Raw genomic sequence first — 22,476 nt, 5'->3', positions numbered from 1 at the left:
GTTATTTTTTTTCAAAGGAGTGAACATATTCGCAATAAAGACTGGTTTGGTTTGACTCCATAAAATGTTTAGCCATTTGCTGACTAGCATACACCTCCATATTATCAGATAGTATCAGGGCTTTTTGAAAACGTTGCATGGCCTTCTCAGAGGCAGACACATTGTTCCAGAATGCCGCACCTTGTAATAATTTGCAGTCTTCAGCCAGTTTATCGCGGGGTATCTGTTCCAGCATAGTTTGTAGTTCGTAGTACTGTTTGGAGATATATTCCTTGCGTTGTATATCAATTGTACTGGAACGGTGCAGGTCTTTATCGGCCTTGTAAAGACTCAACATTACATTATTAAACATAAAGTCGTACCAGGCATCAGTATTACCTTTATCCTTCTCCTGTAGTATGCGATATAAACAAGGGGTAAGATCACTGTTACAATACATATTCCATATCAGCATCCTGTTCACCCTGGTACTGATATATGCAGGAACCGGTGTTGAAACGGCATTGGCCGAACGGCGCCCGGTGGTATTGTTGTACCTGACTACGCAATCCGGATGTGTTTTAAGTGAATCAGCCATGCTGTGATTCTTTTGAAAATCATAGTCGCGGGTAGATAATCCCCTGGATCGTTTTTTTATCCAGCTATCTTCCAGTGTGATGTTATAAGCAGCAAAATAAGTATTCAGTGGCTGCCGGAGAGGCTGGCTATACTGCACATCAGCACTGTCCATCCGTAGGAAAAATTCAGGGATAAAGCTGATATGACTATTTTTTAGCAAAACAATAGCCATTGAATCTGCATCTCCTTCATGATAGCGCTGGTGTCTGCCACGGCTGAATGAATAGCTTTCATAAACTTTTTTCAGACGCGTGAGACGTCCGTAATCTGATTGCAGCACCTGGCCCATGGATTCCTTATATTCAGTGGACGTAAGCCATTCCGCTCTTTCTTTCATGCCATGCTCCGGGTGTTGTAAAATATTATGGGATAACTCATGTGCAATGGTCAGGGCAATCTCCTCCCGGGTTTTCGCAAAAGATAATAACCCCAGGTTAATGGCCAGTATATTGCTTCCTAAAGCATAGGCATTTACGGAAGAACTTCTGTCCAGTACTACTAGTGGTTTCACAGGCAGGTATTCCCTGTTTGCCTCCTGGATCTCGGATACTACATCATCCAGGTAGGCACAAATTTCCTTGTCATAAACATAATTGTTGTCGTTAATGGCAGCCGTAAAGAAAGTAGTGCGGCCATCCCAGATCTCCTTAAACTGCTTTTGTGTAAGCCTTTCCTTGTAAACAGAAGGGCAGACCCATGTTTTTTTTAGGGAGTCCATTTGTTTTTTGTAATAGAAGGCTGATAGGTCCTGGTAAGTGGAAAGTTCTTTTTGCTGACTTTTCAGCGTGCTGCTCCCTGCCAGGCATAGGAATACTAGCACCAGTAAATGCTTAGGTATAGGTATCATAATTGTCCCCTTGGGTTAAGGGCACAAAGTTAAAATTTTAAATATTAAAAAAATAAAAAATCTGTGTTATGATATGAGGTACAAAGGATGAGGCAATATGCTTACGCTGCCCATGTAGTATTCCTGATTTGAGCAATGATAATCCTGGTTATTGCGGCTTACCCCCTAATTATAAAAATCATGCAAATTACTCGCCAGCTGATCATAAATAGGCCTTGTAAATAACATAAACAGATCCTGCGGCGGGGGCGGAGGCGCATCCACACCGCCTATCAGGCGTTTATCTTCGTCACTCAGCGCCCGTTCATCGCCTTTAAAAGTACCTACCTGGTTCACCCAGGTATAACTGCCGGGAATACGGTCCTGGCGCAGCACCTGGTTGTTGGCTACATCTATGATACGGTAATCCAGCACACCGCGGGATACCACTGTTTTGCGGATAGTATAAATGGTGGCCTTCACCGTCATGTACCGTTTAATTTCCTTACCGCTGGTATCTTTCAGCGGGCGGTCCTCTATCTCACGAGATACATCACGGGAGGTACGGTCTATATAGGTTTGCCCTACTTCAAAATCATAGAACTGCATTTCCAGGTATTGGTCCGGCTGCTCCTGATCATTACGGGCTAATTTTTCATCGGTGAATTTTACAAAGAAGTTGATGTTACGGTTCTGCAGGTTACGCACCAGGGCGTCGCGGAACTGGTCAGCGCTGAACTGGAAATACGGGCTGCGGATAGCGATCTGGCTGATCATCACATTCACCAATCCCTGTTGATAAGATTCATCCATTTTTTGTTTGGCATCCCGGTAGTTATTCACCAGCTTCAGTGATGCAGCAAACTCGCTGTAAGCCTCGCGGGCGCTGGGTTTGTCGCCACGGTTCAGCAGCTCCATGCCACGGTCGTAACGCACCTGTGCAGCATTTTCCTGCGCACCGGTAATAGCGTTGCGGTAGTCTTTAGGCTGTACTACTTTTTGCGCTGCCGGTGAGGCATAAATAATATCGTATAGGCTTTGCAGTGAGCGGTACTCTTTCCGTACATATTCCCATTTCAGGGGATTATCGGAAGCCAGGTAACCATTCACTTTATCCTCATGTCTTAACTGTGACTGCTGGTATGCTTTAGGGAGCAGCTGCAGGGCAATGGGATCATTCGGCTTTTTTTGCAGCTTCTTTACAAATGCGGCTACTGCTTCATCATAGCGGCCTTTGTTATAGAGTTTTTCGCCCGATTTACAGGAAGATATAAGGAATAACAGGATAGCGGCTGTTAACAGCCTTAAATAGTTGCGCATGCGGTGGTGTTTATAGTATGCGGTTCCGGCTTATTATTTTACAAAGCGCCGGAGCTCGCGGTCTGTTTCACGTTCTTTAATGCTTTCCCGTTTATCATGCAGTTTTTTCCCTTTCCCAAGGCCAATTTCCATTTTGGCCAGTCCCTTTTCTGAGAGAAAGATACGCAGGGGTACAATGGTATAACCCCTTTCTTTTAGCTTGTTCTCCATTTTCCGCAGCTCGCGTTTTGTAAGCAGCAGCTTGCGTTCCCGCAGCGGATCATGGTTGGCATAGGTCCCATGGGAGTAAACAGCTATGTGCAAACTTTTTACATACAGCTCCCCCTTGGAAAAATAACAGAAAGCATCATTAAAGCTCACTTTACTGGCCCTGATGGATTTTATCTCCGTTCCTGTCAATACCATTCCTGCAATAAATTTATCCTCTATTGCATATTCAAAATAGGCCGATCTGTTCTTTAATTCCGCCATCTCTATTTTAGATCTACAATCTTAGATTTACGACTTTAGAGCGGATCATAAAATCGTAGATCTAAGATCGTAAATGAATTTAGTTTTTAAACAGCTGCAGCAATGTCGCCAGCTGTTGTTTTAATTCCTTCCGGTCTATAATAAGGTCCAGGAAACCGTGCTCCAATAGGAACTCTGCGCTCTGAAAACCTTCCGGCAGGTCTTTTTTAATTGTTTCTTTAATTACGCGCGGACCGGCAAACCCGATCAGGGCATTAGGCTCCGCAATGTTCAGGTCACCCAGCATAGCATAGGAGGCTGTTACACCGCCGGTAGTGGGGTCTGTCATCATGGAAATATAGGGCTGCCTTGCACTGGCCAGCTGGGTAAGCTTGGCCGATGTTTTAGCCATCTGCATCAGTGAAAATGCGCTTTCCATCATACGCGCGCCGCCGGATTTGGAGATCACCATCAGCGGCATCTTGTGCGCAATACAGTAATCAATGGCACGGGCAATCTTTTCACCAACAACGGAACCCATAGAACCACCTATAAAAGCAAAATCCATACAGGCTATTACCAGGTTGTTACCCAATACCTTGCCTACGCCTACGCGCATGGCATCTTTGAGCCCGGAGCGCTTTTGCGCATCCTTTAAACGCTCGCCATAAGGTTTCAGGTCCTGGAAGCCCAGCATATCCTTGGGATAGATGTTGGGAAACAGCTCTTCGTATTGATTATTGTCAAAAATAATTTCGAAATATTCTGCAGAGTTGATACGGTTGTGGTAATTACACTTATCGCAAACGTAGTAATGTTCCCGCAGGTCCTTTACAGTAGTGGTTTTTTTACAATTAGGACATTTATGCCATAATCCGTCCGGTGCTTCCTTCTTTTCACTGGTAGTGGTATTGATACCCTGTTTAATGCGTTTAAACCAGCTTGACATATTTTTCTGTTAGGTTAAAAAATAGTGGTGCAAGATACGAATTAAAATCACACGCACTTTTTCAGTTCGCAATATTACAGGAAAAGAAACTGGTTCCCAATAGCTTACCCTATAAAATTATATATTTTCTTTATTTAATAAAACAAGGGGTGGTGCGCCGGGGTTAAAAGGGTGTCTGAGAGAGGGAAAAACGGCCCGGACAGGCCGTTGCGGCCCGGTGGCAAGGTTCTACAATACCAGGGGATGGAGACATTTTCCCGGCTCCACCGCTGGTATAAAAAAAGGGTGAAAGGCCTGAAACCCTTCACCCTACGATAATTTAATCCCTGATGGACGTGAATTAAGCGTTCTTGTTGATACAGTTCAGATCAGCAAATGCTTCTTCCAGGCGTTTTACAAAGGTTTCTTCACCTTTGCGCAGCCATACGCGGGGATCGTAGTATTTTTTGTTCGGCTTATCTGCGCCTTCGGGATTGCCCAGCTGAGCCTGCAGGTAGCCTTTTTTAGCTTCGTAGTAGTCGTGGATGCCTTCCCAGAACGCCCATTGCATATCCGTATCAAGGTTCATTTTGATCACGCCGTAACCCAGGGCTTCGGCAATCTGGTGTTTGGGAGAGCCGGAACCGCCATGGAACACGTAGTACACGGGCTTGGCAGGCGTTTTATATTTCCGCTGGATAAAGTCCTGGCTGTTCTTCAGGATCTCAGGGCGCAGCTCCACGTTACCGGGGGTGTAAACGCCATGCACGTTACCAAAGGCAGCTGCCACGGTAAAGCGGGGGCCTACCTGCAGCAGGGTTTCGTAGGCAAAAGCCACATCTTCCGGCTGGGTATATAATTTGGAATTGTCGATGCCGGAGTTGTCCACACCGTCTTCTTCACCACCGGTTACGCCCAGCTCAATTTCGATGGACATACCCAGCTTATTCATGCGCTCAAAGTATTTCTTGGAGATCTCGATGTTCTCGTGGATGGGCTCTTCAGACAGGTCCAGCATATGGGAGCTGTACAGGGGCTGGCCGGTTTGTTTCATGAAAACTTCACCAGCATCCAGCAGGCCGTCTATCCAGGGCAGCCATTTTTTTGCAGCGTGATCGGTATGTAAAACCACCGGTACGCCGTAGTATTTAGCTACTTCATGTACGTGTTTGGCGCCGGATATACCACCGGCAATGTTAGCCTGCAATTTGTCATTCGGCATGCCTTTACCAGCAAAGAACTGCGCACCACCGTTGGAGAACTGGATAATTACCGGAGAGTTCACCTTGGCAGCGGTTTCCAGTACTGCGTTCACGGAGTTGGTACCTACCACGTTCACGGCAGGCATAGCAAATGCGTTGTCCTTAGCATCTTTGTACAGCGCTTCCAGCTCTTCGCCGAATAACACGCCGGCTCTGTATTTTCCCATATTTTATGATTGTTTACTGTTTACGGAGGGCAAATATAGTGGGAAAAAGCAGAAAGCGCAATGCATAAAGCAGAAAGCCCGAAATTAGGCTGAAAGCTAAAAGCCGAACGCTTAACGCTGAAGACCGGGTAGTGGGAGGCAAAACAGGCATATCAAAAGACAAGCCTGTAATAAAACGCCAAAAGCGTTCCGCATTCAGCATTCAGCGTGTTAAAGCAAAACGTGATCAGCTTTTAGCTTTCTGCCTTCAGCTTTCCGATAAAAAAAAGCCGCAGGCAGAAGCCTGCCGGGCTTTTTATATGTGGCTGGTTTGTCGTGCAAAGAATTTATCAGCTAACGCTTAACGTGTTCCCGTTAATAGATACCGTCATTTTTGCAAGTGCAGCAGTAGCAGGGCCTGTCTGCACAGCGCCGGTAGCGGTATACCGGCTGCCATGGCCGCAGGGCGCATTACATTCTATCAGGTCGCTGCCGGTGTTAAAGGTAGAAACGGTGCAGCCCTCGTGGGTGCAGGTGCTGGACAGGGCAGAGAAGGCCGATGGTGTATTGCCGGCTGCAATACGGATCAGGATCACCCCGCCGCCTATCTTAAAATTACCAGTGTTTAACAGTTCTGTGCCCAGGTCTGCGGTGAGCTTGGCGTCTCCGCCACCGTTATTATTATCCGGCGCATCGGCCATGTGTTTGGTACAGGCGGCTAACCCTCCGGCACATGCGAGTGCCACAGCCATACTAAGATTGCTTACGAAGTCCCTTCTTTCCATTTTGGTCGTACGTTTAGTGAAAGAATAAAGCGTGAATGAATAGGAATAAATGTGTTTATATATAGTTACGTGGAGTGATCATAAAAGGTTGCCTGTTGAGCCAGGATATGAGGAGGAGTGCAGCAGCTTCCGGAAATACCCCGGTGCTTCCAGTAAGCGGCTGCCATACCAGGAGAACATTTCTCCATCTACCAGCCGTATTTGTGCGCCGGGCAGCACGGCTTGTATTTCCGCTATATGCTGCTCCTTAAAAGGGTAGGGCTCTGAAGAAAGTAATATTAGCTGCTGTGCCAGGGGCACATTTTTAAAAAGGGCCGTTAGCTCTTCCAGTGTAATTGCCGGGTATCGTGGGGAATCTGCCAGCACATTACGCAAACCACAGGCAGCCAGCATGTGATGAATGAAGGTGTCTCCGCCTGCCACCATCCAGGGATTACGCCAAATGAAATAAGCAGTATGCAATTCCGTAGCAGGTAAGGCTTCATGCAATCCCTTAAACTGTTCCTGTATCTGTGTGCTCAATGCCTGCCCCTGTTTTGCACAGCCGGTTATTTCGCCTACCCGCTGTATCATTTGCAGGGCCTCATCCAGGGTATGAATATCACTTACCCACACGGGAAACTCCATCTGCAGGGCAGTGATCTGCTCCTGCTGGTTTTCTTCTTTATTGGCGATGATCAGATCGGGCTGTAATGCGCGTATCTTATCCAGGTCCAGCGTTTTGGTGCCGCCAATGCGTGTTTTGTTGCGGAACCACTCTTCCGGGTGTACACAAAACTTAGTGATCCCCACCACTTCTTCCTCCAATCCCAAATGATACAACAGCTCCGTTTGGGATGGCACAACCGATATGATCCGCCGCGGCCGCGCAGGAACACTCACATGGTTGTGCAATTGATCTATGAAAGTTCGTTTTTCCACTCTATAACTAATAAAGAAGTCAACCCACAATCCTGCTAACTACCTTCTCCATCATTATTAATTAACTCCCCAGTGCCTGAATAATATCATACTTCGTAACAATATGCCAGCTGCCGCTATCATCCTTTGTTAGCACTGCGCCATTCTCTTTATTAATATACACGGCCAGTTTTTCAATAGGCGTATCCATGCTCACTTCCGGGAAAGCCGCATGCATTACCTGTTTCACCGGTGCATCTTTCAGGTTCACATCATCCATCAGCTTATTAAATAAACCGCCTTCGGAAATAGCGCCTATGATATCACTGTTATGCAGTACGGGAATATGCTCAATTTCAAACTTCTTCATTTTAGCTATGGCATCGCTAACTTTCTCTTCGCCGCCAATGGTAACCAGTGGGAGGTTGCGGCGGCCGTTCACCACATCTTTCACGGTTTTTACATCCAGGAAACCACGCACCATCATCCACTGATCATTATAGATCTTGCCTACATAACGGCTGCCATGATCGTGGAACACCACTACTACCAGGTCCGTTGGTTTAAGCTGCGCTTTCAGCTGCAGCAGGCCTGCCACGGCAGAACCGGCGGAGTAACCCACAAAAATGCCTTCTTCCTTGGCAATGCGGCGGGCCATAATAGCGCCGTCTTTATCCGTTACTTTTTCAAAGTGATCAATGTACTGCATGTCGTAGTTCTGCGGCACAAAATCCTCGCCAATACCTTCGGTAATGTACGGGTATACTTCGCTCATATCAATTTCACCGGTTTCATGGTATTTTTTCAGCAGGGAGCCATAGCTGTCAATAGCCCATACTTTAATGGCCGGGTTCTTTTCTTTCAGGAACTGCCCTGCGCCGGTAACAGTGCCGCCGGTACCTGTAGCTACCACCAGGTGGGTAACCTTACCATCGGTTTGCTCCCATATTTCCGGGCCGGTTTGCTCATAATGCGCATCCCGGTTAGCCAGGTTATCATATTGGTTTACGTAAAAAGAGTTCGGTATTTCTTTGGATAAGCGCCGGGCCACGGAGTAGTAGGAGCGGGGATCTTCCGGCTCTACATTTGTGGGGCATACGATCACTTCAGCGCCCACAGCCTTCAGGATGTCCATTTTTTCTTTGGACTGTTTATCCGTAGTAGTAAAAATACATTTATAGCCTTTTATAACCGCAGCCAGCGCCAGGCCCATACCGGTATTGCCGGAGGTGCCTACAATAATGGTGCCGCCGGGTTTTAACCGGCCCTGCTGTTCTGCTACCTCTACCATTTTTACCGCCATACGGTCCTTAATGGAGTTGCCGGGGTTAAAAAATTCAACCTTTGCCATTACGGGGCAGGGCAGCGCTGCCGTTACACGGTTCAGTTTAACTAAGGGGGTATGGCCTATCGTTTCCAGTATGTTGTTACAGAATTGCATAGCGTGATATTAATATTGCAGCGAAAATAAGGGAAAAAATCGGGGCAGGAATGCAGGGCGTGGCGCATTAAACAACAATCATCCGTTATCTTTGCGCGTTATGAGTAACCGGATATTCATTACAGGCATAGGCACCGGTGTGGGAAAAACCATTACCGCGGCCTGTGTTACACAAGCCCTGCGGGCTGATTACTGGAAACCTGTACAAACAGGATTGCTGGAAGGCACAGATACGCAAACTGTGCGTGCGCTGCTGTCCAATACCACCTCTGTATGCCATAAAGAGGTATATTGCCTGCAGGAGCCTGCATCACCGCACCTGGCTGCGCGGCTGGAAAAGGTGACCATTGATCCGGCCCGTATCCTGCAGCAGGTGTCCATTATACAACCGCCTCACCGCACGCTGGTAATAGAAGGCGCCGGCGGGTTAATGGTGCCGCTGAATGAGGAAGTATTTACGCTGGAGCTCATCCGCCAGCTGCAGGCTAAAGTGATTATTGTGGCGCAGAACTACCTGGGCAGCATTAACCACTCCCTGCTTACCGCCCGGGTATTACAGGCAAGTGATATACCGGTGCTGGGCTGGATCTTCAATGGTGATCATCATACCAACGAAGAGGATATTGTGCGCTGGAGCGGTTATCCTAAGCTGGGCCGCATACCGCACGCCACTGTAGTAGATGCTAACTTTATTGCTTTACAGGCCAAACAGCTCATGTTCTGAACGGACACACACAAAGTAAACTGATTGTTCACTAAAACGGATATACGAAAACAGTTCCTGGAACGCCGTCTTAACATGCCGGCACAGGAAGCCGCAGCGCTTAACCAGCACCTGCTGGAAAACTGTCAAAAGGTGAATTATAGCCGCGTTCACTGGGCGCACATCTTTCTTCCCATTACAGAGAAAAAGGAGGTGAATACCTGGCCCATAGTAGAATGGATGCGCCAAACCTATCCGGCCCTGCAATGGGTGCTGGGCAAGGCTTCCCTGGCTACCGCCAACATGGAGCATTTTCTGTGGGAAACGCATACCCCCCTGGTTAAAAGCAGCTATGGCATACCGGAACCCGCCGGCGGCATACCTGTGGAACCCCATACGCTGGACCTGGTATTTGTGCCGCTGCTGGCCTTTGACCTTACCGGCCACCGCGTAGGTTACGGCAAAGGCATGTATGACCGCTTTCTGAAACAATGCCGGCCGGATGTGCGCACCATCGGCCTTTCCCTGTTTGAGCCGGTAGATGTGATCATGGATGCCGATATCCACGATGTACCGCTGCAAACCGTTATTACACCCGTTACTATCTATCAATTTATTGAAAAACGATGAAAGTACTTCGATACCTGAAATTCCTGCTATATCCCTTTTCCCTGTTATACGGCCTGGTAATGTGGATACGGAACCGCCTATACGATGCCGGCACCCTTACCGCTGTAAGTTTTGACCTGCCTATTATTGCTGTGGGCAACCTGTCTGTAGGCGGTACCGGTAAAACCCCGCATGTGGAATACCTCATACGCCTGCTGAAAGAACATTTTACTATAGCCACCCTTAGCCGCGGGTATAACCGCCGTTCCAGGGGCTACCAGCTGGCCAATGAGAACAGCACAGCCGCGCAGCTGGGCGATGAGCCCATGCAATTCCACCAGAAGTTCCCGGATATCAGCGTATGCGTGGGCGAAGAGCGTATGCTGGCCATTCCCCAGCTGTTAGGCGAAAAACCGGAAACCCAGGTCATTTTGCTGGACGATGCCTTTCAGCACCGCTCCATTAAACCCGGCTTTAACGTCCTGGTTACTGAATACAACCGCCCCTTTACCCGCGACCATGTGGTGCCTTTTGGCCGCCTGCGTGAGGGGCGTAAAGGTTATGAGCGGGCCAGCTGCATTATTGTATCCAAATGCCCGCCTGATATGTCAGAAACGGAAAAACAGGCCCTGCAGCAGGAAATAAACCCTCTGCCACACCAGCGCCTTTTCTTTACCAGCCTGCAATACGGGCAGCCCTATGACCTGTTTACCCAGGCGCCCATGCTCATAAGCCCGGATGCTACTTTGCTGCTGGTATGCGGTATTGCCCGCCCGGCCCCCCTGGTGCAACATTTAAAAGAGGGTTTTAAAGAGGTGTTCCTGCTGCCTTTCCCGGATCATTATTACTATAGCAATAACGACCTGGAAAAGATAAACAAAGAGCTGAAAGACTTACCCGGTGCGGAAAAGGTGGTGATCACCACAGAAAAGGATGCCGTGCGCCTGCACCTGTTACAGGAGCGTTTGCAGGAGCTGAACCTGCGCATAGCGGTGATACCCGTGGAAATATCTTTGCTCTTCGGGGAAGGGAATTCATTTAATAATTATATTTTTGACTATATCGTGGGGACTGGAACATCATATATTAGAACTTAATGGGACATGAGATGAATAAAAAGAAAAAACAAAAAAAAGGCAGTCATAGTGGCCCGAAGAAGACTTTTCGCGGGATGATTGAAGTGACACGTTCGGGAATGGCCTTTGTAATAGTAGAAGGATTAACAAAAGATATACTGGTAAAACAGAAGAACCTGAATACCGCGCTGGATGGCGATGAAGTGCTGCTGGATGTGCTTAAAGACCACTCCAATAAGAATAACGGCCGTATGGAAGGCGTGGTAACGGACATCCTTAAACGAAAGAAAACAGAATTTACAGGCACCCTGCAGGTTAATAAAGGCTTTGCCTTCCTGGTACCTGAAAAAGGCGCTTTTTTACCGGATATTTATATTCCTGCCAATTCACTGGGCGAAGCCAAAACCGGCGATAAAGCCGTGGTACGCGTAGTAGCCTGGGGCGAAAAGACCCGCAAGCCGGTAGGTGAGATCATAGAAATACTGGACGCCAGCGATACCAACGATCTGGCCATGAAGGAAATACTGGTGGAAAGCGGTTTCCCGTTGTCGTTCCCGGATGAGGTGATAGCGGAGCTGGCAGAGATCAAGGAGAAGATAACGGCCGCGGAAGTACGAAAAAGAAAAGATTTCCGCAAACAGCTCACCTTTACTATTGACCCCGTAGATGCCAAGGACTTTGACGATGCCATTTCCATCCGCAAAATAAAAGGCGGTAGTTATGAGATAGGCGTGCACATTGCCGACGTAAGCCATTATGTGCTGCCGGATACCGCGCTGGATAAGGAAGCCGATAAACGCGCTACCTCCGTATACCTGCCGGACCGTGTATTGCCTATGCTGCCGGAAAAGATCTCCAATGAGCTGTGCTCCCTGCGCCCGAATGAGGATAAGCTCACTTTCTCCGCCGTTTTCCATATGAATGAAAAAGGCGAGATCAAACAGCACTGGCTGGGCCGCACAGTGATCCATTCCGATCACCGCTTTACGTATGAAGAGGTGCAGGAGATCATTGAAGGTAACAGCGAAGGGCCGCATAAAGAAGAAGTGATGCTGCTGAATAAAATAGCCCGCATTCTGCGTAAAGGCCGGTTTGATGAAGGTGCTATTAATTTCTCCTCACAGGAAGTACGCTTCCAGCTGGATCCTGATGGCAAGCCCATTGGCATTGTTATTAAAGAAAGCAAGGAAGCGCACCAGCTGATAGAAGAATTCATGCTGCTGGCCAACCGTACGGTGGCGGAGTATGTATCTAAGATAAAGGTTAACAAACAATCCGTGCCTTTCCCTTACCGCGTGCACGACACGCCGGACGAGGAAAAGCTGCAGGTGTTCTCCATCTTTGCCCGCAAGTTCGGACATAAGTTTGACCTGGATAACCCGGACCATATTGCCCGCTCTTTTAACGAGATGCTGCAGCTGGCCAGGGGTAAACCGGAGCAGCATGTGCTGGAAACCATCGGCATCCGTACCATGGCCAAAGCCATTTACACACCGGATAACATTGGCCACTATGGGTTAGGATTTGCGCATTACTGCCACTTTACCTCCCCCATACGCCGCTACCCGGATGTGCTGGTACACCGTGTGCTGGCGCAATGCCTGGCTGAAGATATACACCCTGATAAGTATATGGAAAAGAAGTGCCGCCACTGCTCAGAAATGGAACGTAAGGCCATGGAAGCAGAGCGCGCTGCCAACAAATACAAGCAGGTGGAGTATATGCAGCAATTTATTGGCGATACTTTTGACGGCGTTATCAGCGGTGTTGCGCACTTTGGTTTCTGGGTAGAGACCATTGATACCAAGTGCGAAGGTCTGGTAAGCATTCACAACATGACCGCCCGTGATGAGTTTAAGCATGATGAAAGCGAATATGCCCTGGTAGGCCTGCACACCGGCCGCCGGTTCCGTATAGGCGATAAGGTGAAGATCCGCGTAATGTCGGCCAACCTCACCAAACGCCAGCTGGATTATGACCTGGTAGAAGATCTGGAAGAACAGCCAACCTCCAGGCCCGGAAACATCGGCAAGCCCAAACGCAAAGAGAAAGAAAAGGAAAGAGGGGAGCGGGTGCAGCAGGGACCAGGTAAAAAACCTAAGCCTAATAAGCCCGGGTCCAAACCTAAACCTAAAGCAGCTGCCGATAATAATAACGCCAACAAACCTGCTAAAGCCAAACCACGTTCCCGTAAAAAGGAATTATAATTTTGCTTTGATCAAAGTATATCCGACTTCAGACTTCATTTTATACCATGCACTCTTTTCAGGAACTTATAGCACAATTTATCCAGCAATTTGATCAGCAACATTTCCCGGACCAGCCTTCTACGCTGTACAACGCAGCCTCCCACATACTGAAAATAGGAGGTAAGCGCATACGCCCGGTACTGGCCCTTATGGGCAATGAGCTGTTTGATACCATTCATGCAGATGCCTGGCAGGTAGGCAATGCCGTAGAGCTGTTCCATAATTTCACCCTCATTCACGATGATATTATGGACAAGGCCCCGCTGCGCAGGAACAACCCTACCGTGCACACTCTTTATGGCGAACCGGCCGCTATCCTGGCGGGCGATGCCATGCTTATATATGTGTATGAATGCCTGAACCGGGTGCAGTCGCGCTACAAACAAAAGATCGTATCCGTATTTAACCGTGCAGCCATACAGGTATGCGAAGGGCAGCAGCTGGATATGGATATGGAAGGCATGGATCCTTCGCAGGTGAAGTATGATGATTATGTAAGCATGATAGCCCTGAAAACTTCCGTGCTGCTGGCTGCTTCCCTGCAAATGGGCGCCATTATTGGCGGTGGCAGCGAAGGCAACCAGGGTTATTTATATGAGTTTGGTAAGAACATAGGTATTGCCTTCCAGATCCAGGACGATTACCTGGATGCTTTTGGCGATCCGGAAAAGTTTGGCAAACAGCAGGGCGGCGATATCCTGGCCAATAAAAAAACCTTCCTGCTGCTGAAAGCACTGGAGCTGTGCAACCCTGCACAGCGTACCCGCCTGCAGCAGCTGCTGGATACCGCCCCGGACGATAAGGTAGCGCAGGTGCTGGAGCTCTTCCACGACTGTAGTATTGATAGCTGGGCTGAAAAGGAAAAAGAACGTTTTCAGCAAAAGGCATTTGATAACCTGGAAAGCATCGCCGTATTATCCTCCCGTAAAAAGCCCCTGATGGAGCTGGCTGATTTCCTTTTAAGCCGCCAGCATTAACATCGTAAATCTCATTATATTCGCAGATCACCAAAATTGAACTTGCTTTGTCTAAGTCGTTATTCCGCAGGAAGTCATTATCCACTATACTGAAGGATGCAAGGGAAGGGTTAACAGACGCGCATGGAACAGGATCTCTGCACAGGGTACTAAAAGTAAAAGACCTCACCGCTATGGGTATTGCCGCCGTAATTGGCGCAGGCATCTTCTCCACCATTGGGGAGGCCTCCTTCCATGGCGGACCTGGCGTATCTGTCCTGTTCATTATCACGGCTATAACCTGTGGTTTCTCTGCACTTTGTTATGCGGAATTTGCATCGCGTGTGCCGGTATCCGGCAGCGCATACACTTATTCATATGTAACGTTTGGTGAGCTGGCTGCCTGGGTTATCGGGTGGTCGCTGATACTGGAATATGCTATTGGAAACATAGCCGTTGCCATTTCCTGGAGCGGCTATTTTAATAATTTATTGAGCGGTATAGGTTTGCCGCTGCCCGGTTGGCTGATCAGCAATTACGACAATGCTACCCCGGAGATCCTGGCGGCAGCCCCGCATATCGGTAGCATTCCCATTATATTGAACCTGCCGGCTTTCCTGATAGTGGTGTTCATTACCTGGCTGGCCTATGTGGGCATACAGGAAAGTAAGCGCAGCGCCAACTTCATGGTGGCGTTTAAGATCCTGGTTATCCTTTTTGTGATAGTGCTGGGCGCTTTTTATGTGAATACAGATAACTGGCATCCCTTTATGCCCAACGGTTTTTCCGGTGTGTTAAAAGGCGTGTCCGCGGTGTTCTTTGCCTATATTGGGTTTGATGCGGTAAGCACTACCGCCGAGGAATGTACGAATCCGCAGCGCGATCTGCCCCGGGGTATGTTCTACTCTCTGATCATTTGTACCATACTATACATTCTTATTTCACTGGTGCTTACCGGCATGGTGCCTTTTACCCAGCTGAAGGTATCGGATCCGCTGGCTTTTGTGTTTGATGCGGTGAACCTGAAATGGGTCAGCTATATTATTTCTGTCAGCGCTGTAATTGCCACCACCACTGTATTGCTGGTATTCCAGATCGGGCAGCCCCGCATCTGGATGAGCATGAGCCGCGTCGCCCTGCTGCCAAAGCGTTTCAGCAAAATACACCCGCGCTTTAAAACGCCTTCTTTTGCCACCATCATCACCGGCATACTGGTAGGCGTACCGGCCCTGTTCCTGAACCTTACTATTGTAACAGACCTTACCAGCATTGGTACTTTGTTCGCCTTCATACTGGTATGCGGCGGCGTATTGCTGCTGCCCCGTGAGGAGAGTAATACCCAGCGTTTTCAGCTGCCTTATATTAACGGGCAATGGATAGTACCAGGGCTTATTGTGCTTTTCATTATCCTGTTCCATACCCAGATCGGGGATAAGTGGTCCTTTGCCGGCGGCTGGGATGTTTGGAAGCATAACATACCTTTCTATTTATTTACCATCGTAGCAATCCTCATCACTATATTCTCATTCCTCCGTAAACTGTCACTGATACCGGTTTTAGGCCTTTTAAGCTGTTTTTATCTCATGACGGAGATGGGCCTCAAGAACTGGATCGTTTTCGCCATATGGCTCCTCACCGGCCTGGTGATCTATTTCAGCTACAGCTACCGTAATAGTAAACTCAGCACGGCTAAAGCATAAAGCGCAAAGCAGAAAGCATAAGGCAGGACAATGGCTTCGGCGTTCATCCGGTGCATTCAACTCGTAATCCGTAATTGACAATTCGTAGTTCCCCTAAGTGGGCCTTCATCCGCTTCTTCCTTGCAGGTCCAAATGACGGACCTTTGCCCGGCGCCACACGCTTGACAAAGCACCATAACACACCAACGCTGCCACGCTTCCTCATGCCTCATCATTATCCAAACAGGCGGGCGCAGTCCGGAGTTGGAGCTGCAAGGAGGAAACACAATCCAATGAACCAAGCAAAACAAAGATTATCCCCCAACCGCCAAGCCTGCCCTGAATGCGCTCCTTTTTTCGTAACTTCAGTATAGTAGTTCTTTGATCCTAAAACTGAATGTTATGACTTTGCTACAGAAAATTGAGATCTGGGGCGACAGGCATCATCCCAAGTGGCTGGATGCTGTGCGCATTTGCTTAGGCATTTTTCTATTCTGGATGGGCGTTTTGTTCGTACAGAACCGGGATGCGCTAACAGCAATGATCAACGAAAAACCAACACTAACAGTAATATCCTTCGCGCTGGCACATTACATTGTATTTGCCCACCTGGCCGGGGGCTTGCTCATTATGTTAGGTTCGTTAACCCGGCTGGCAGTATTAGTGAACATACCGGTGTTAGTAGGAGCCCTGTTTTTTGAGCACTCCCGCACAGGGCTGTTTGCAGTACACAGCATTCCCGGCCTTTCCATTGCAGTGCTGCTATTACTGGTGTTTTTCCTGATAGAAGGCAGCGGCCCTCTTTCTGTGGATGAATACATGCGGCGGCATCCTGCCTGACATACGGGAAATCCGATTTTAGATTTACGATTTTACCATTTAGATTTGAGGTTCGGATTAAGAGAATGTAAAATCATAAATGTAAAATTTCAAATGTAAAAGTCAATATGCAGCACATCAGTGTATTTAACTTTTACATTTAAGATTAAAATTTTACATTTTACATTCCAAAAACATCGTAATCTAAATTGTCAGGGGAGAGAATGCAATCATGAAATATGAAATAGGCGATAAGATCATCTTACTCCATTCAAAGGAGGAGGGGACCGTAGTGGATATTGTGAACCGGGAAATGGTAATGGTGGAAGTTGGTAAGACCACTTTCCCTGTATACCTTGACCAGATAGACTTCCCTTATTTTTACCGGTTTACGGAAAAGAAGCTGCCTGCAGCAGCACCCCGTAAAATACCTGGCGACGAGCTGCCCGTAGAGAAGAAAAAGCACGAAACTTTCAAAACAGATAAAGGCATGTTCCTTTCCATACTGCCGGTATACCAGGCAGATGGTTATGAGGAAAATATACAGCTGCTGAAATTCCATTTGCTCAATGAAACCCAGCGCAGCTACACCTTACACTTCCGCGTGTGGCTTAAACAACAGCTGGACCTGGAAATTAAGAATGATCTGCAGCCCTTCAGCCACTTTTACCTGTCGGACCTGTTATTTGAATCTCTGAACGACAGCCCGCGTTTTGAATTTACTTTTTACCCAAGGGATAAAGATCCCAGGCTGGCGCCTTCATTTAATAAGGTCTGGAAAATAAAGCCTAAACAGTTATTCCAGCAGCTCAATGAGCTGCATATACGCCGGGATGCCATGCTGAGCTTCCCGCTGTTTGAGAAGTACCCGGACAAACAACCCGATACCCGTTACGGTTTTGAAGCAGAGGATATCAGCAAACTATCGCCTTTATACAGTAAGATACAGCTGGCGCCCGATGCGCCCCTGGAGCCAAAGTATGAAGTAGATCTGCATATAGAAAAGCTCATTGACGAGTGGAGGGGTTTAAGCAATATAGCTATCCTGGCCATTCAGTTAAATGAATTTCAGCGTTATCTGGACCTGGCCATTGCGCACAAACAACCAAGCATGATCGTGATACACGGCCTGGGCAAAGGAAAGCTGCGCGATGAAATTCATCAGCTGCTGCGGCAAACCCCGGAAGCAGGTAATTTTGTGAACGAGTACCATCCCCGGTACGGATATGGGGCCACGGAGATATCCTTTAAATATTAGTAACTTTAACGCAAATAACGTAAACTACAAACCGTGCTATCGTCTTTCCCGTTAAACGGAAGGAAGGAAAGTCCGGACAGCATAGGGCAACGCACCACCTAACGGGTGGGATCCCGGCGCAGGCCGGGATACAGACAGTGCCACAGAAAATAACCGCCACGGCTTGCCGGGGTAAGGGTGAAAATGTGGGGTAAGGGCCCACGTTCTGATATGGCAACATGTTGGAAGGGTAAACCTTGCGTGCTGAAATGCCATGTATACGGTCGTTTGAGGGCTGCCCGCCCGATGACCGAGGGTAGGCAGATACAGGTAACGTGTGAGCGTTACCGCAGATAAATGATAGCAGTTCCGGTGCAAACCGGGAAACAGAATCCGGCTTACAGGTTTGTAGTTTTATGTTATTTGTTTGTACCTATACCGCAGCAACCAAACTAAAACGCATATACTTTTATGGATCAGAATCAAGAAAGAACCTGGGGCGCCCTGGTACACCTGGGCGGACTAATAGGGATGTTCATCTTATCGTTTGTGGGAAATATTATAGGGGCCCTGGTAATGTGGCTCATTAAACGTAATGAATCCGCCTTCATTGATGATCAGGGTAAAGAAGCCCTTAACTTCCAGATCACTTTAAGCCTGGTAAATGTAGCTATTGGCCTGCTGATCAGCCTGCGGCACGGCATCTGGGCCTTCCGCTCCATCTGGCGCGATCATGATTTTGATGGCTGGCATAGCTTTGGTTCCGCCATCAGCTTGTACGGCATTGTATCACTTCTGAATATCATTTTCTCTATTATTGCAGCCGTACGCGCCAATAAAGGTATCCGGTACCGGTACCCGCTTTGCCTGCGTATCGTTAAATAATGTTTTATAAAACGAGAAGCGCTAAATGTAGTGATCAACTCACCGCATTTAGCGCTTCTCTTATTAATTATTAATTGTTTATCCTTTCTTCACGGGCTGCAGCTTTGGCTTGCCCTTCTTTTTATCGCCATTCACCATGCTGTCTGCCAGCTGCAGGGCATTGTAAGCATTTACAATACCACCGGTTACAGACAGGCTGCTGAATGGTACTTTTTCTTCTGTACCGGGTTTGGTTACCATGCTGTCCGTTAAAGGCGATACGCTTTTTTCCAATACCATTTTCAGCTGCTGTGCAGTCAGGCTGGGGTAGTAGGAGAGTACCAGGGCTGCTACACCGGTTACAACCGGGGCGGCCATGCTGGTACCGCTGGCGCTGCCGTATTTATTACCACCTGGTACGGTAGAGTAGATCTGCACGCCGGGTGCAAACAGGTCCACCTCTGTTTTGCCGTAGTTGGAAAAATTGGCCACTTTGGAAGTCTTGCGTCCGGCGCCGGAAGCGCCTACCGTGATCACGTTGGTAGCCCGGCTATGATCGTTATAATGTGCGCTGGGGAAGTTGTCCACCACATCATTATCACTGGCATCGTTACCTGCTGCATGGATCAGCAATACGCCTTTTGATTCAGCATACCTGATAGCATCATCCACCCAGTCCTTATTCGGGGAAAATCCTTTACCAAAGCTCATGTTAATAACCTTGGCGCCATTGTCCACCGCATAACGGATACCCAGGGCTACATCTTTATCACGCTCATCACCGTCCGGTACTACTTTTACCGCCATAATACGTACGTTATCCGCTACACCATCAATACCCAGGCCGTTATTGCGGGCAGCTGCAATAATGCCGGATACGTGGGTGCCGTGAAAGGCAAATTCGCCCATTACGTCATTATTGCCGTAGTATTTGTCGTTAATATCGTCTGTATTATCGCCTACAATTTCCTTGCGTTTATCTACTTCGCCTTCGTCTGCTCTTTCAGCTTTCTTTTTCAGATCATCAATGTACTCTTCAAACTCTGATTTAAAGTCCAGGTAGGCTACGTTCTGCTCGCCGGTACTTTGCAGCAGGCGGGTCATGAAGTTCTTAGCCACCATTACATCCTGGTCGGTAGTTTCTATACTATCCAGGCGCGGACCGTTAAAGTCATCCTGTTTCAGGTAAGTGGTCAGGATGTTGGCGCACTTCAGCATGTTATCATGCAGCTTGGTCATAGTGCGGTAAGAGGCTTTATACTGGCTGGTAGGTTTTACAACCTTCTCCACCAGCTTTTGCCAGTAGGCGTATTCCCGGGAGGTACGGTCCATGGTAGAATCCGGGTTGCCATAAATGCGGCGGTAACGCAGGTATTCGCGGGTAGCTTCATCAGAGGCTTCCTTTATGCTGCGGCCATCTTTGCCGCCCAGGAAATTCCAGCCGTGAATATCATCCACATAACCATTACCATCATCATCTATGTTGTTACCGGGAATTTCCTTTGGATTGGTCCAAAGTATGGATTTGAGGTCCTCATGGGTAGTATCAATGCCTGAATCTATTACGGCCACTACTACCGGTGTGCTCTTTTTGCCTTTTAATAGCTCTTTGTAAGCTTTTTCTGCGCTAATCCCCAACACACTGTCCTTGTCATAGCTTAATAAGTGCCAGTTCCTGGGAATTGATGTGCCTTGTGCAAATGTGCTGATCGAGGCTGTCATTAGCACAACACTTCCCGCCAGTACGGCCACTGCTCTGCGTACAATCATTTAAATTTATTTTAAGTCAGATGGAACCTTGCATTATAAACAGGTTCTCAATGAAAAACACTTGTAATATAATACAGGTAAATAAACGTCTTATCATAAACAATTTAAATACCATATTTGGTTAAAGATATGTAAAATGGAATTACTACAAGACAACATTCTGACGAGCGTTCAAAAAAGCTGATCACTGAGCAGCGAATTGCAACAGCGCTTTTTGATTGCAAAAATTCTTGCTTTTTTTTCCCACATCAGCAGCTGTTAAATTCATGCAATACCTCAGGTAGATATAAACAAAAAGTTAATAATCAATGCATTAAAAAGATGGATAGATTTACCAGCTAACTTAATATTAAATGCGGGGTGAAAAAATAGGATTAATAGAACCCACAAGGAAGGATTATAGCACAAAAGTAGAATATGAATTGTCGGAAAAAAGTATAATATTTATTGCTAGAAGAATGTTTGAAAGCCATCTCAGGCTGACAGACGTTTTTCTCATAAGCATGGTTTCCGTTTAACGAAAAAGCGAGGTTCTCTAACCTCGCTTCTTTTTTATATACAAAGGGAAAAAATCAAACATCTAAAACGCCCAGGATCACTACTTTATTGTTGAGCTTGTGCTATTGTTGCTAAATAGCTTACAAAATCAAAAATATTATATATATTATTTAGTTTAATGCAATTGCAGTTTTGTTGCAAAGCAGCATATTGATAAGAGAAGGGCATTTTATTCCCGTATAGGGCTTACCGGTAGTCTGTGACAACAGCTTCCATAAAAGCCCGGCGCCGGAGTCAGGTGCTTTTGCAACACATAACCCGGCGCCAGGCCATTAAAAAACATATCATTACAGGTCAAAGGAAATACCCTGTGCCAGTGGCAAACTGTTGGAATAATTGATCGTATTGGTTTGCCGGCGCATATAGTTCTTCCAGGCATCGGAGCCGCTTTCGCGCCCGCCGCCGGTTTCCTTTTCACCGCCAAAAGCGCCGCCTATTTCCGCACCAGAAGTACCAATATTTACATTGGCAATACCACAGTCAGAACCTGCGCTGGAAAGGAACTGCTCCGCCTCCCGCAGGTTCAGCGTCATAATAGCAGAGGAAAGCCCCTGTGGTACACCATTCTGTATATCAATAGCTTCTGCCAGGGTTTGATATTTGATCACGTATAATATAGGCGCAAACGTTTCATGCTGCACAATGTCAAAATAGTTCTGTACTTCAGCAATGCAAGGCTGTACATAACAGCCGGATTCAAAACCTTTGCCTTCCAGCACGCGGCCTTCTACCAGGAAACGGCCGCCCTGTTTTGTTACCTGTTCCAGGGCCTGCTGGTAGGCCTGCACGGCCTGTTTATCTATCAGCGGGCCTACGTGGTTATTTTCATTTAAGGGGTCGCCTATACGAAGCTGTTTGTAGGCATTCACCAGCTTTTGTGTAAAAGCATCATATACGCTTTCATGGATAATGAGGCGGCGGGTGGAGGTACAGCGTTGTCCTGCAGTACCCACGGCGCCAAATACACATCCTATGAGCGACATATCCAGGTCGGCTGCTTCAGAGATAATAATGGCATTGTTACCACCCAGCTCCAGCAAAGCCCTGCCTAAACGGGCGCCTACTGCGCTGCCCACGGCCTTACCCATGCGGGTAGATCCTGTGGCGGATACCAGCGGTATACGGGTATCATGCGTTAACCATTCGCCCACCTCGCGGCCACCGGTTACCAGGTTACAAACCCCTTCCGGTACCTGGTTGGCGGCAAATACGCTTTGTACAATATGCTGGCATACCAGTGCGGTAACCGGTGTTTTTTCAGATGGCTTCCAGATGCATAC

At 47.6% G+C, this 22,476-nt stretch carries 19 protein-coding genes and 1 other RNA gene; 10 read left to right on the top strand and 10 right to left on the bottom strand.

The annotated features are described in order from the left end of the window. Position 1 precedes the first annotated feature (1 nt). The 8 genes from KVT36_RS09305 to KVT36_RS09270 form a co-directional block, all read right to left on the bottom strand. Entirely contained in the window at positions 2-1,465 is a 1,464-nt protein-coding gene (locus tag KVT36_RS09305; protein ID WP_217603223.1) for a M48 family metalloprotease, read from the bottom strand. 165 nt (positions 1,466-1,630) lie between these two features. After that, on the bottom strand, positions 1,631-2,764 hold the full coding sequence (locus tag KVT36_RS09300; RefSeq protein WP_217603222.1) for a tetratricopeptide repeat protein: 1,134 nt from the start codon (positions 2,762-2,764) through the stop codon (positions 1,631-1,633). Between the two features lie 33 nt (positions 2,765-2,797). Further along, positions 2,798-3,235 (bottom strand): SsrA-binding protein, encoded by a 438-nt coding sequence (gene smpB, locus KVT36_RS09295; RefSeq protein WP_089916960.1) that lies wholly within the window; start codon positions 3,233-3,235, stop codon positions 2,798-2,800. 79 nt (positions 3,236-3,314) lie between these two features. After that, positions 3,315-4,163, bottom strand: a complete 849-nt coding sequence (accD, locus tag KVT36_RS09290) for an acetyl-CoA carboxylase, carboxyltransferase subunit beta (RefSeq protein ID WP_217603221.1) — start codon at positions 4,161-4,163, stop codon at positions 3,315-3,317. A 340-nt stretch (positions 4,164-4,503) separates the two neighbouring features. Beyond that, positions 4,504-5,571 (bottom strand): class II fructose-bisphosphate aldolase, encoded by a 1,068-nt coding sequence (fbaA, locus tag KVT36_RS09285; protein WP_217603220.1) that lies wholly within the window; start codon positions 5,569-5,571, stop codon positions 4,504-4,506. A gap of 329 nt (positions 5,572-5,900) precedes the next feature. Beyond that, positions 5,901-6,302, bottom strand: coding sequence for a ubiquinol-cytochrome c reductase iron-sulfur subunit (locus tag KVT36_RS09280; protein ID WP_217603219.1), 402 nt, complete (start codon positions 6,300-6,302; stop codon positions 5,901-5,903). A gap of 111 nt (positions 6,303-6,413) precedes the next feature. Continuing rightward, positions 6,414-7,256 carry a helical backbone metal receptor gene (locus tag KVT36_RS09275; protein ID WP_217603218.1) on the bottom strand — a complete coding sequence of 281 codons (843 nt, stop codon included), beginning with the start codon at positions 7,254-7,256 and terminating at the stop codon, positions 6,414-6,416. 61 nt (positions 7,257-7,317) lie between these two features. Then, positions 7,318-8,676, bottom strand: a complete 1,359-nt coding sequence (locus KVT36_RS09270; RefSeq protein WP_217603217.1) for a pyridoxal-phosphate dependent enzyme — start codon at positions 8,674-8,676, stop codon at positions 7,318-7,320. Between the two features lie 100 nt (positions 8,677-8,776). On the opposite strand from KVT36_RS09270, the gene bioD reads away from it, so the two are divergent. The 10 genes from bioD to KVT36_RS09220 all read left to right on the top strand — a co-directional run bounded on the left by bioD (position 8,777) and on the right by KVT36_RS09220 (position 18,889). Next, entirely contained in the window at positions 8,777-9,400 is a 624-nt protein-coding gene (gene bioD / locus KVT36_RS09265; protein ID WP_217603216.1) for a dethiobiotin synthase, read from the top strand. 24 nt (positions 9,401-9,424) lie between these two features. Then, entirely contained in the window at positions 9,425-10,009 is a 585-nt protein-coding gene (locus tag KVT36_RS09260; RefSeq protein WP_217603215.1) for a 5-formyltetrahydrofolate cyclo-ligase, read from the top strand. Next, entirely contained in the window at positions 10,006-11,085 is a 1,080-nt protein-coding gene (gene lpxK, locus KVT36_RS09255) for a tetraacyldisaccharide 4'-kinase (protein ID WP_217603214.1), read from the top strand. The genes KVT36_RS09260 and lpxK overlap by 4 nt, the downstream gene beginning before the upstream one ends. Further along, positions 11,085-13,271, top strand: coding sequence for a ribonuclease R (gene rnr / locus KVT36_RS09250; protein ID WP_256449956.1), 2,187 nt, complete (start codon positions 11,085-11,087; stop codon positions 13,269-13,271). Before lpxK ends, rnr begins: the two co-directional genes overlap by 1 nt. A 47-nt stretch (positions 13,272-13,318) precedes the next feature. Next, positions 13,319-14,290 carry a polyprenyl synthetase family protein gene (locus KVT36_RS09245; protein WP_217603213.1) on the top strand — a complete coding sequence of 324 codons (972 nt, stop codon included), beginning with the start codon at positions 13,319-13,321 and terminating at the stop codon, positions 14,288-14,290. A 47-nt stretch (positions 14,291-14,337) separates the two neighbouring features. Beyond that, on the top strand, positions 14,338-15,969 hold the full coding sequence (locus KVT36_RS09240) for an amino acid permease (protein ID WP_217603212.1): 1,632 nt from the start codon (positions 14,338-14,340) through the stop codon (positions 15,967-15,969). 381 nt (positions 15,970-16,350) lie between these two features. Beyond that, on the top strand, positions 16,351-16,788 hold the full coding sequence (locus KVT36_RS09235) for a DoxX family protein (protein ID WP_217603211.1): 438 nt from the start codon (positions 16,351-16,353) through the stop codon (positions 16,786-16,788). Positions 16,789-16,999: 211 nt separating this feature from the next. Then, positions 17,000-18,025: a Smr/MutS family protein gene (locus KVT36_RS09230; protein WP_217603210.1), complete on the top strand. Its 1,026-nt coding sequence runs from the start codon at positions 17,000-17,002 to the stop codon at positions 18,023-18,025. 23 nt (positions 18,026-18,048) lie between these two features. Then, an RNA gene (rnpB, locus tag KVT36_RS09225) (RNase P RNA component class A) lies at positions 18,049-18,421 on the top strand. A 54-nt stretch (positions 18,422-18,475) separates the two neighbouring features. Further along, positions 18,476-18,889, top strand: a complete 414-nt coding sequence (locus KVT36_RS09220; RefSeq protein ID WP_217603209.1) for a DUF4870 domain-containing protein — start codon at positions 18,476-18,478, stop codon at positions 18,887-18,889. Between the two features lie 78 nt (positions 18,890-18,967). On the opposite strand, the gene KVT36_RS09215 is transcribed toward KVT36_RS09220, so the two are convergent. Together KVT36_RS09215 and KVT36_RS09210 are read right to left on the bottom strand one after the other, a co-directional pair. Next, positions 18,968-20,638: a S8 family peptidase gene (locus KVT36_RS09215; protein ID WP_217603208.1), complete on the bottom strand. Its 1,671-nt coding sequence runs from the start codon at positions 20,636-20,638 to the stop codon at positions 18,968-18,970. An 845-nt stretch (positions 20,639-21,483) separates the two neighbouring features. Then, the coding region (locus tag KVT36_RS09210) for an aldehyde dehydrogenase family protein (RefSeq protein WP_217603207.1) at positions 21,484-22,476 on the bottom strand (993 nt) is incomplete at its 5' end.

The sequence above is a fragment of the Chitinophaga sp. GbtcB8 genome, assembly GCF_019091455.1.
Classification (GTDB): Bacteria; Bacteroidota; Bacteroidia; order Chitinophagales; family Chitinophagaceae; genus Chitinophaga.
This window is presented reverse-complemented; position numbering and strand designations above follow the sequence as displayed.

Coding starts and splice junctions, on each gene's coding strand:
- KVT36_RS09305 (WP_217603223.1), bottom strand. CDS start 1,465: ATGATACCTATACCTAAGCATTTACTGGTGCTAGTATTCCTATGCCTG.
- KVT36_RS09300 (WP_217603222.1), bottom strand. CDS start 2,764: ATGCGCAACTATTTAAGGCTGTTAACAGCCGCTATCCTGTTATTCCTT.
- smpB (WP_089916960.1), bottom strand. CDS start 3,235: ATGGCGGAATTAAAGAACAGATCGGCCTATTTTGAATATGCAATAGAG.
- accD (WP_217603221.1), bottom strand. CDS start 4,163: ATGTCAAGCTGGTTTAAACGCATTAAACAGGGTATCAATACCACTACC.
- fbaA (WP_217603220.1), bottom strand. CDS start 5,571: ATGGGAAAATACAGAGCCGGCGTGTTATTCGGCGAAGAGCTGGAAGCG.
- KVT36_RS09280 (WP_217603219.1), bottom strand. CDS start 6,302: ATGGCTGTGGCACTCGCATGTGCCGGAGGGTTAGCCGCCTGTACCAAA.
- KVT36_RS09270 (WP_217603217.1), bottom strand. CDS start 8,676: ATGCAATTCTGTAACAACATACTGGAAACGATAGGCCATACCCCCTTA.
- bioD (WP_217603216.1), top strand. CDS start 8,777: ATGAGTAACCGGATATTCATTACAGGCATAGGCACCGGTGTGGGAAAA.
- lpxK (WP_217603214.1), top strand. CDS start 10,006: ATGAAAGTACTTCGATACCTGAAATTCCTGCTATATCCCTTTTCCCTG.
- rnr (WP_256449956.1), top strand. CDS start 11,085: ATGGGACATGAGATGAATAAAAAGAAAAAACAAAAAAAAGGCAGTCAT.
- KVT36_RS09245 (WP_217603213.1), top strand. CDS start 13,319: ATGCACTCTTTTCAGGAACTTATAGCACAATTTATCCAGCAATTTGAT.
- KVT36_RS09235 (WP_217603211.1), top strand. CDS start 16,351: ATGACTTTGCTACAGAAAATTGAGATCTGGGGCGACAGGCATCATCCC.
- KVT36_RS09230 (WP_217603210.1), top strand. CDS start 17,000: ATGAAATATGAAATAGGCGATAAGATCATCTTACTCCATTCAAAGGAG.
- KVT36_RS09220 (WP_217603209.1), top strand. CDS start 18,476: ATGGATCAGAATCAAGAAAGAACCTGGGGCGCCCTGGTACACCTGGGC.
- KVT36_RS09215 (WP_217603208.1), bottom strand. CDS start 20,638: ATGATTGTACGCAGAGCAGTGGCCGTACTGGCGGGAAGTGTTGTGCTA.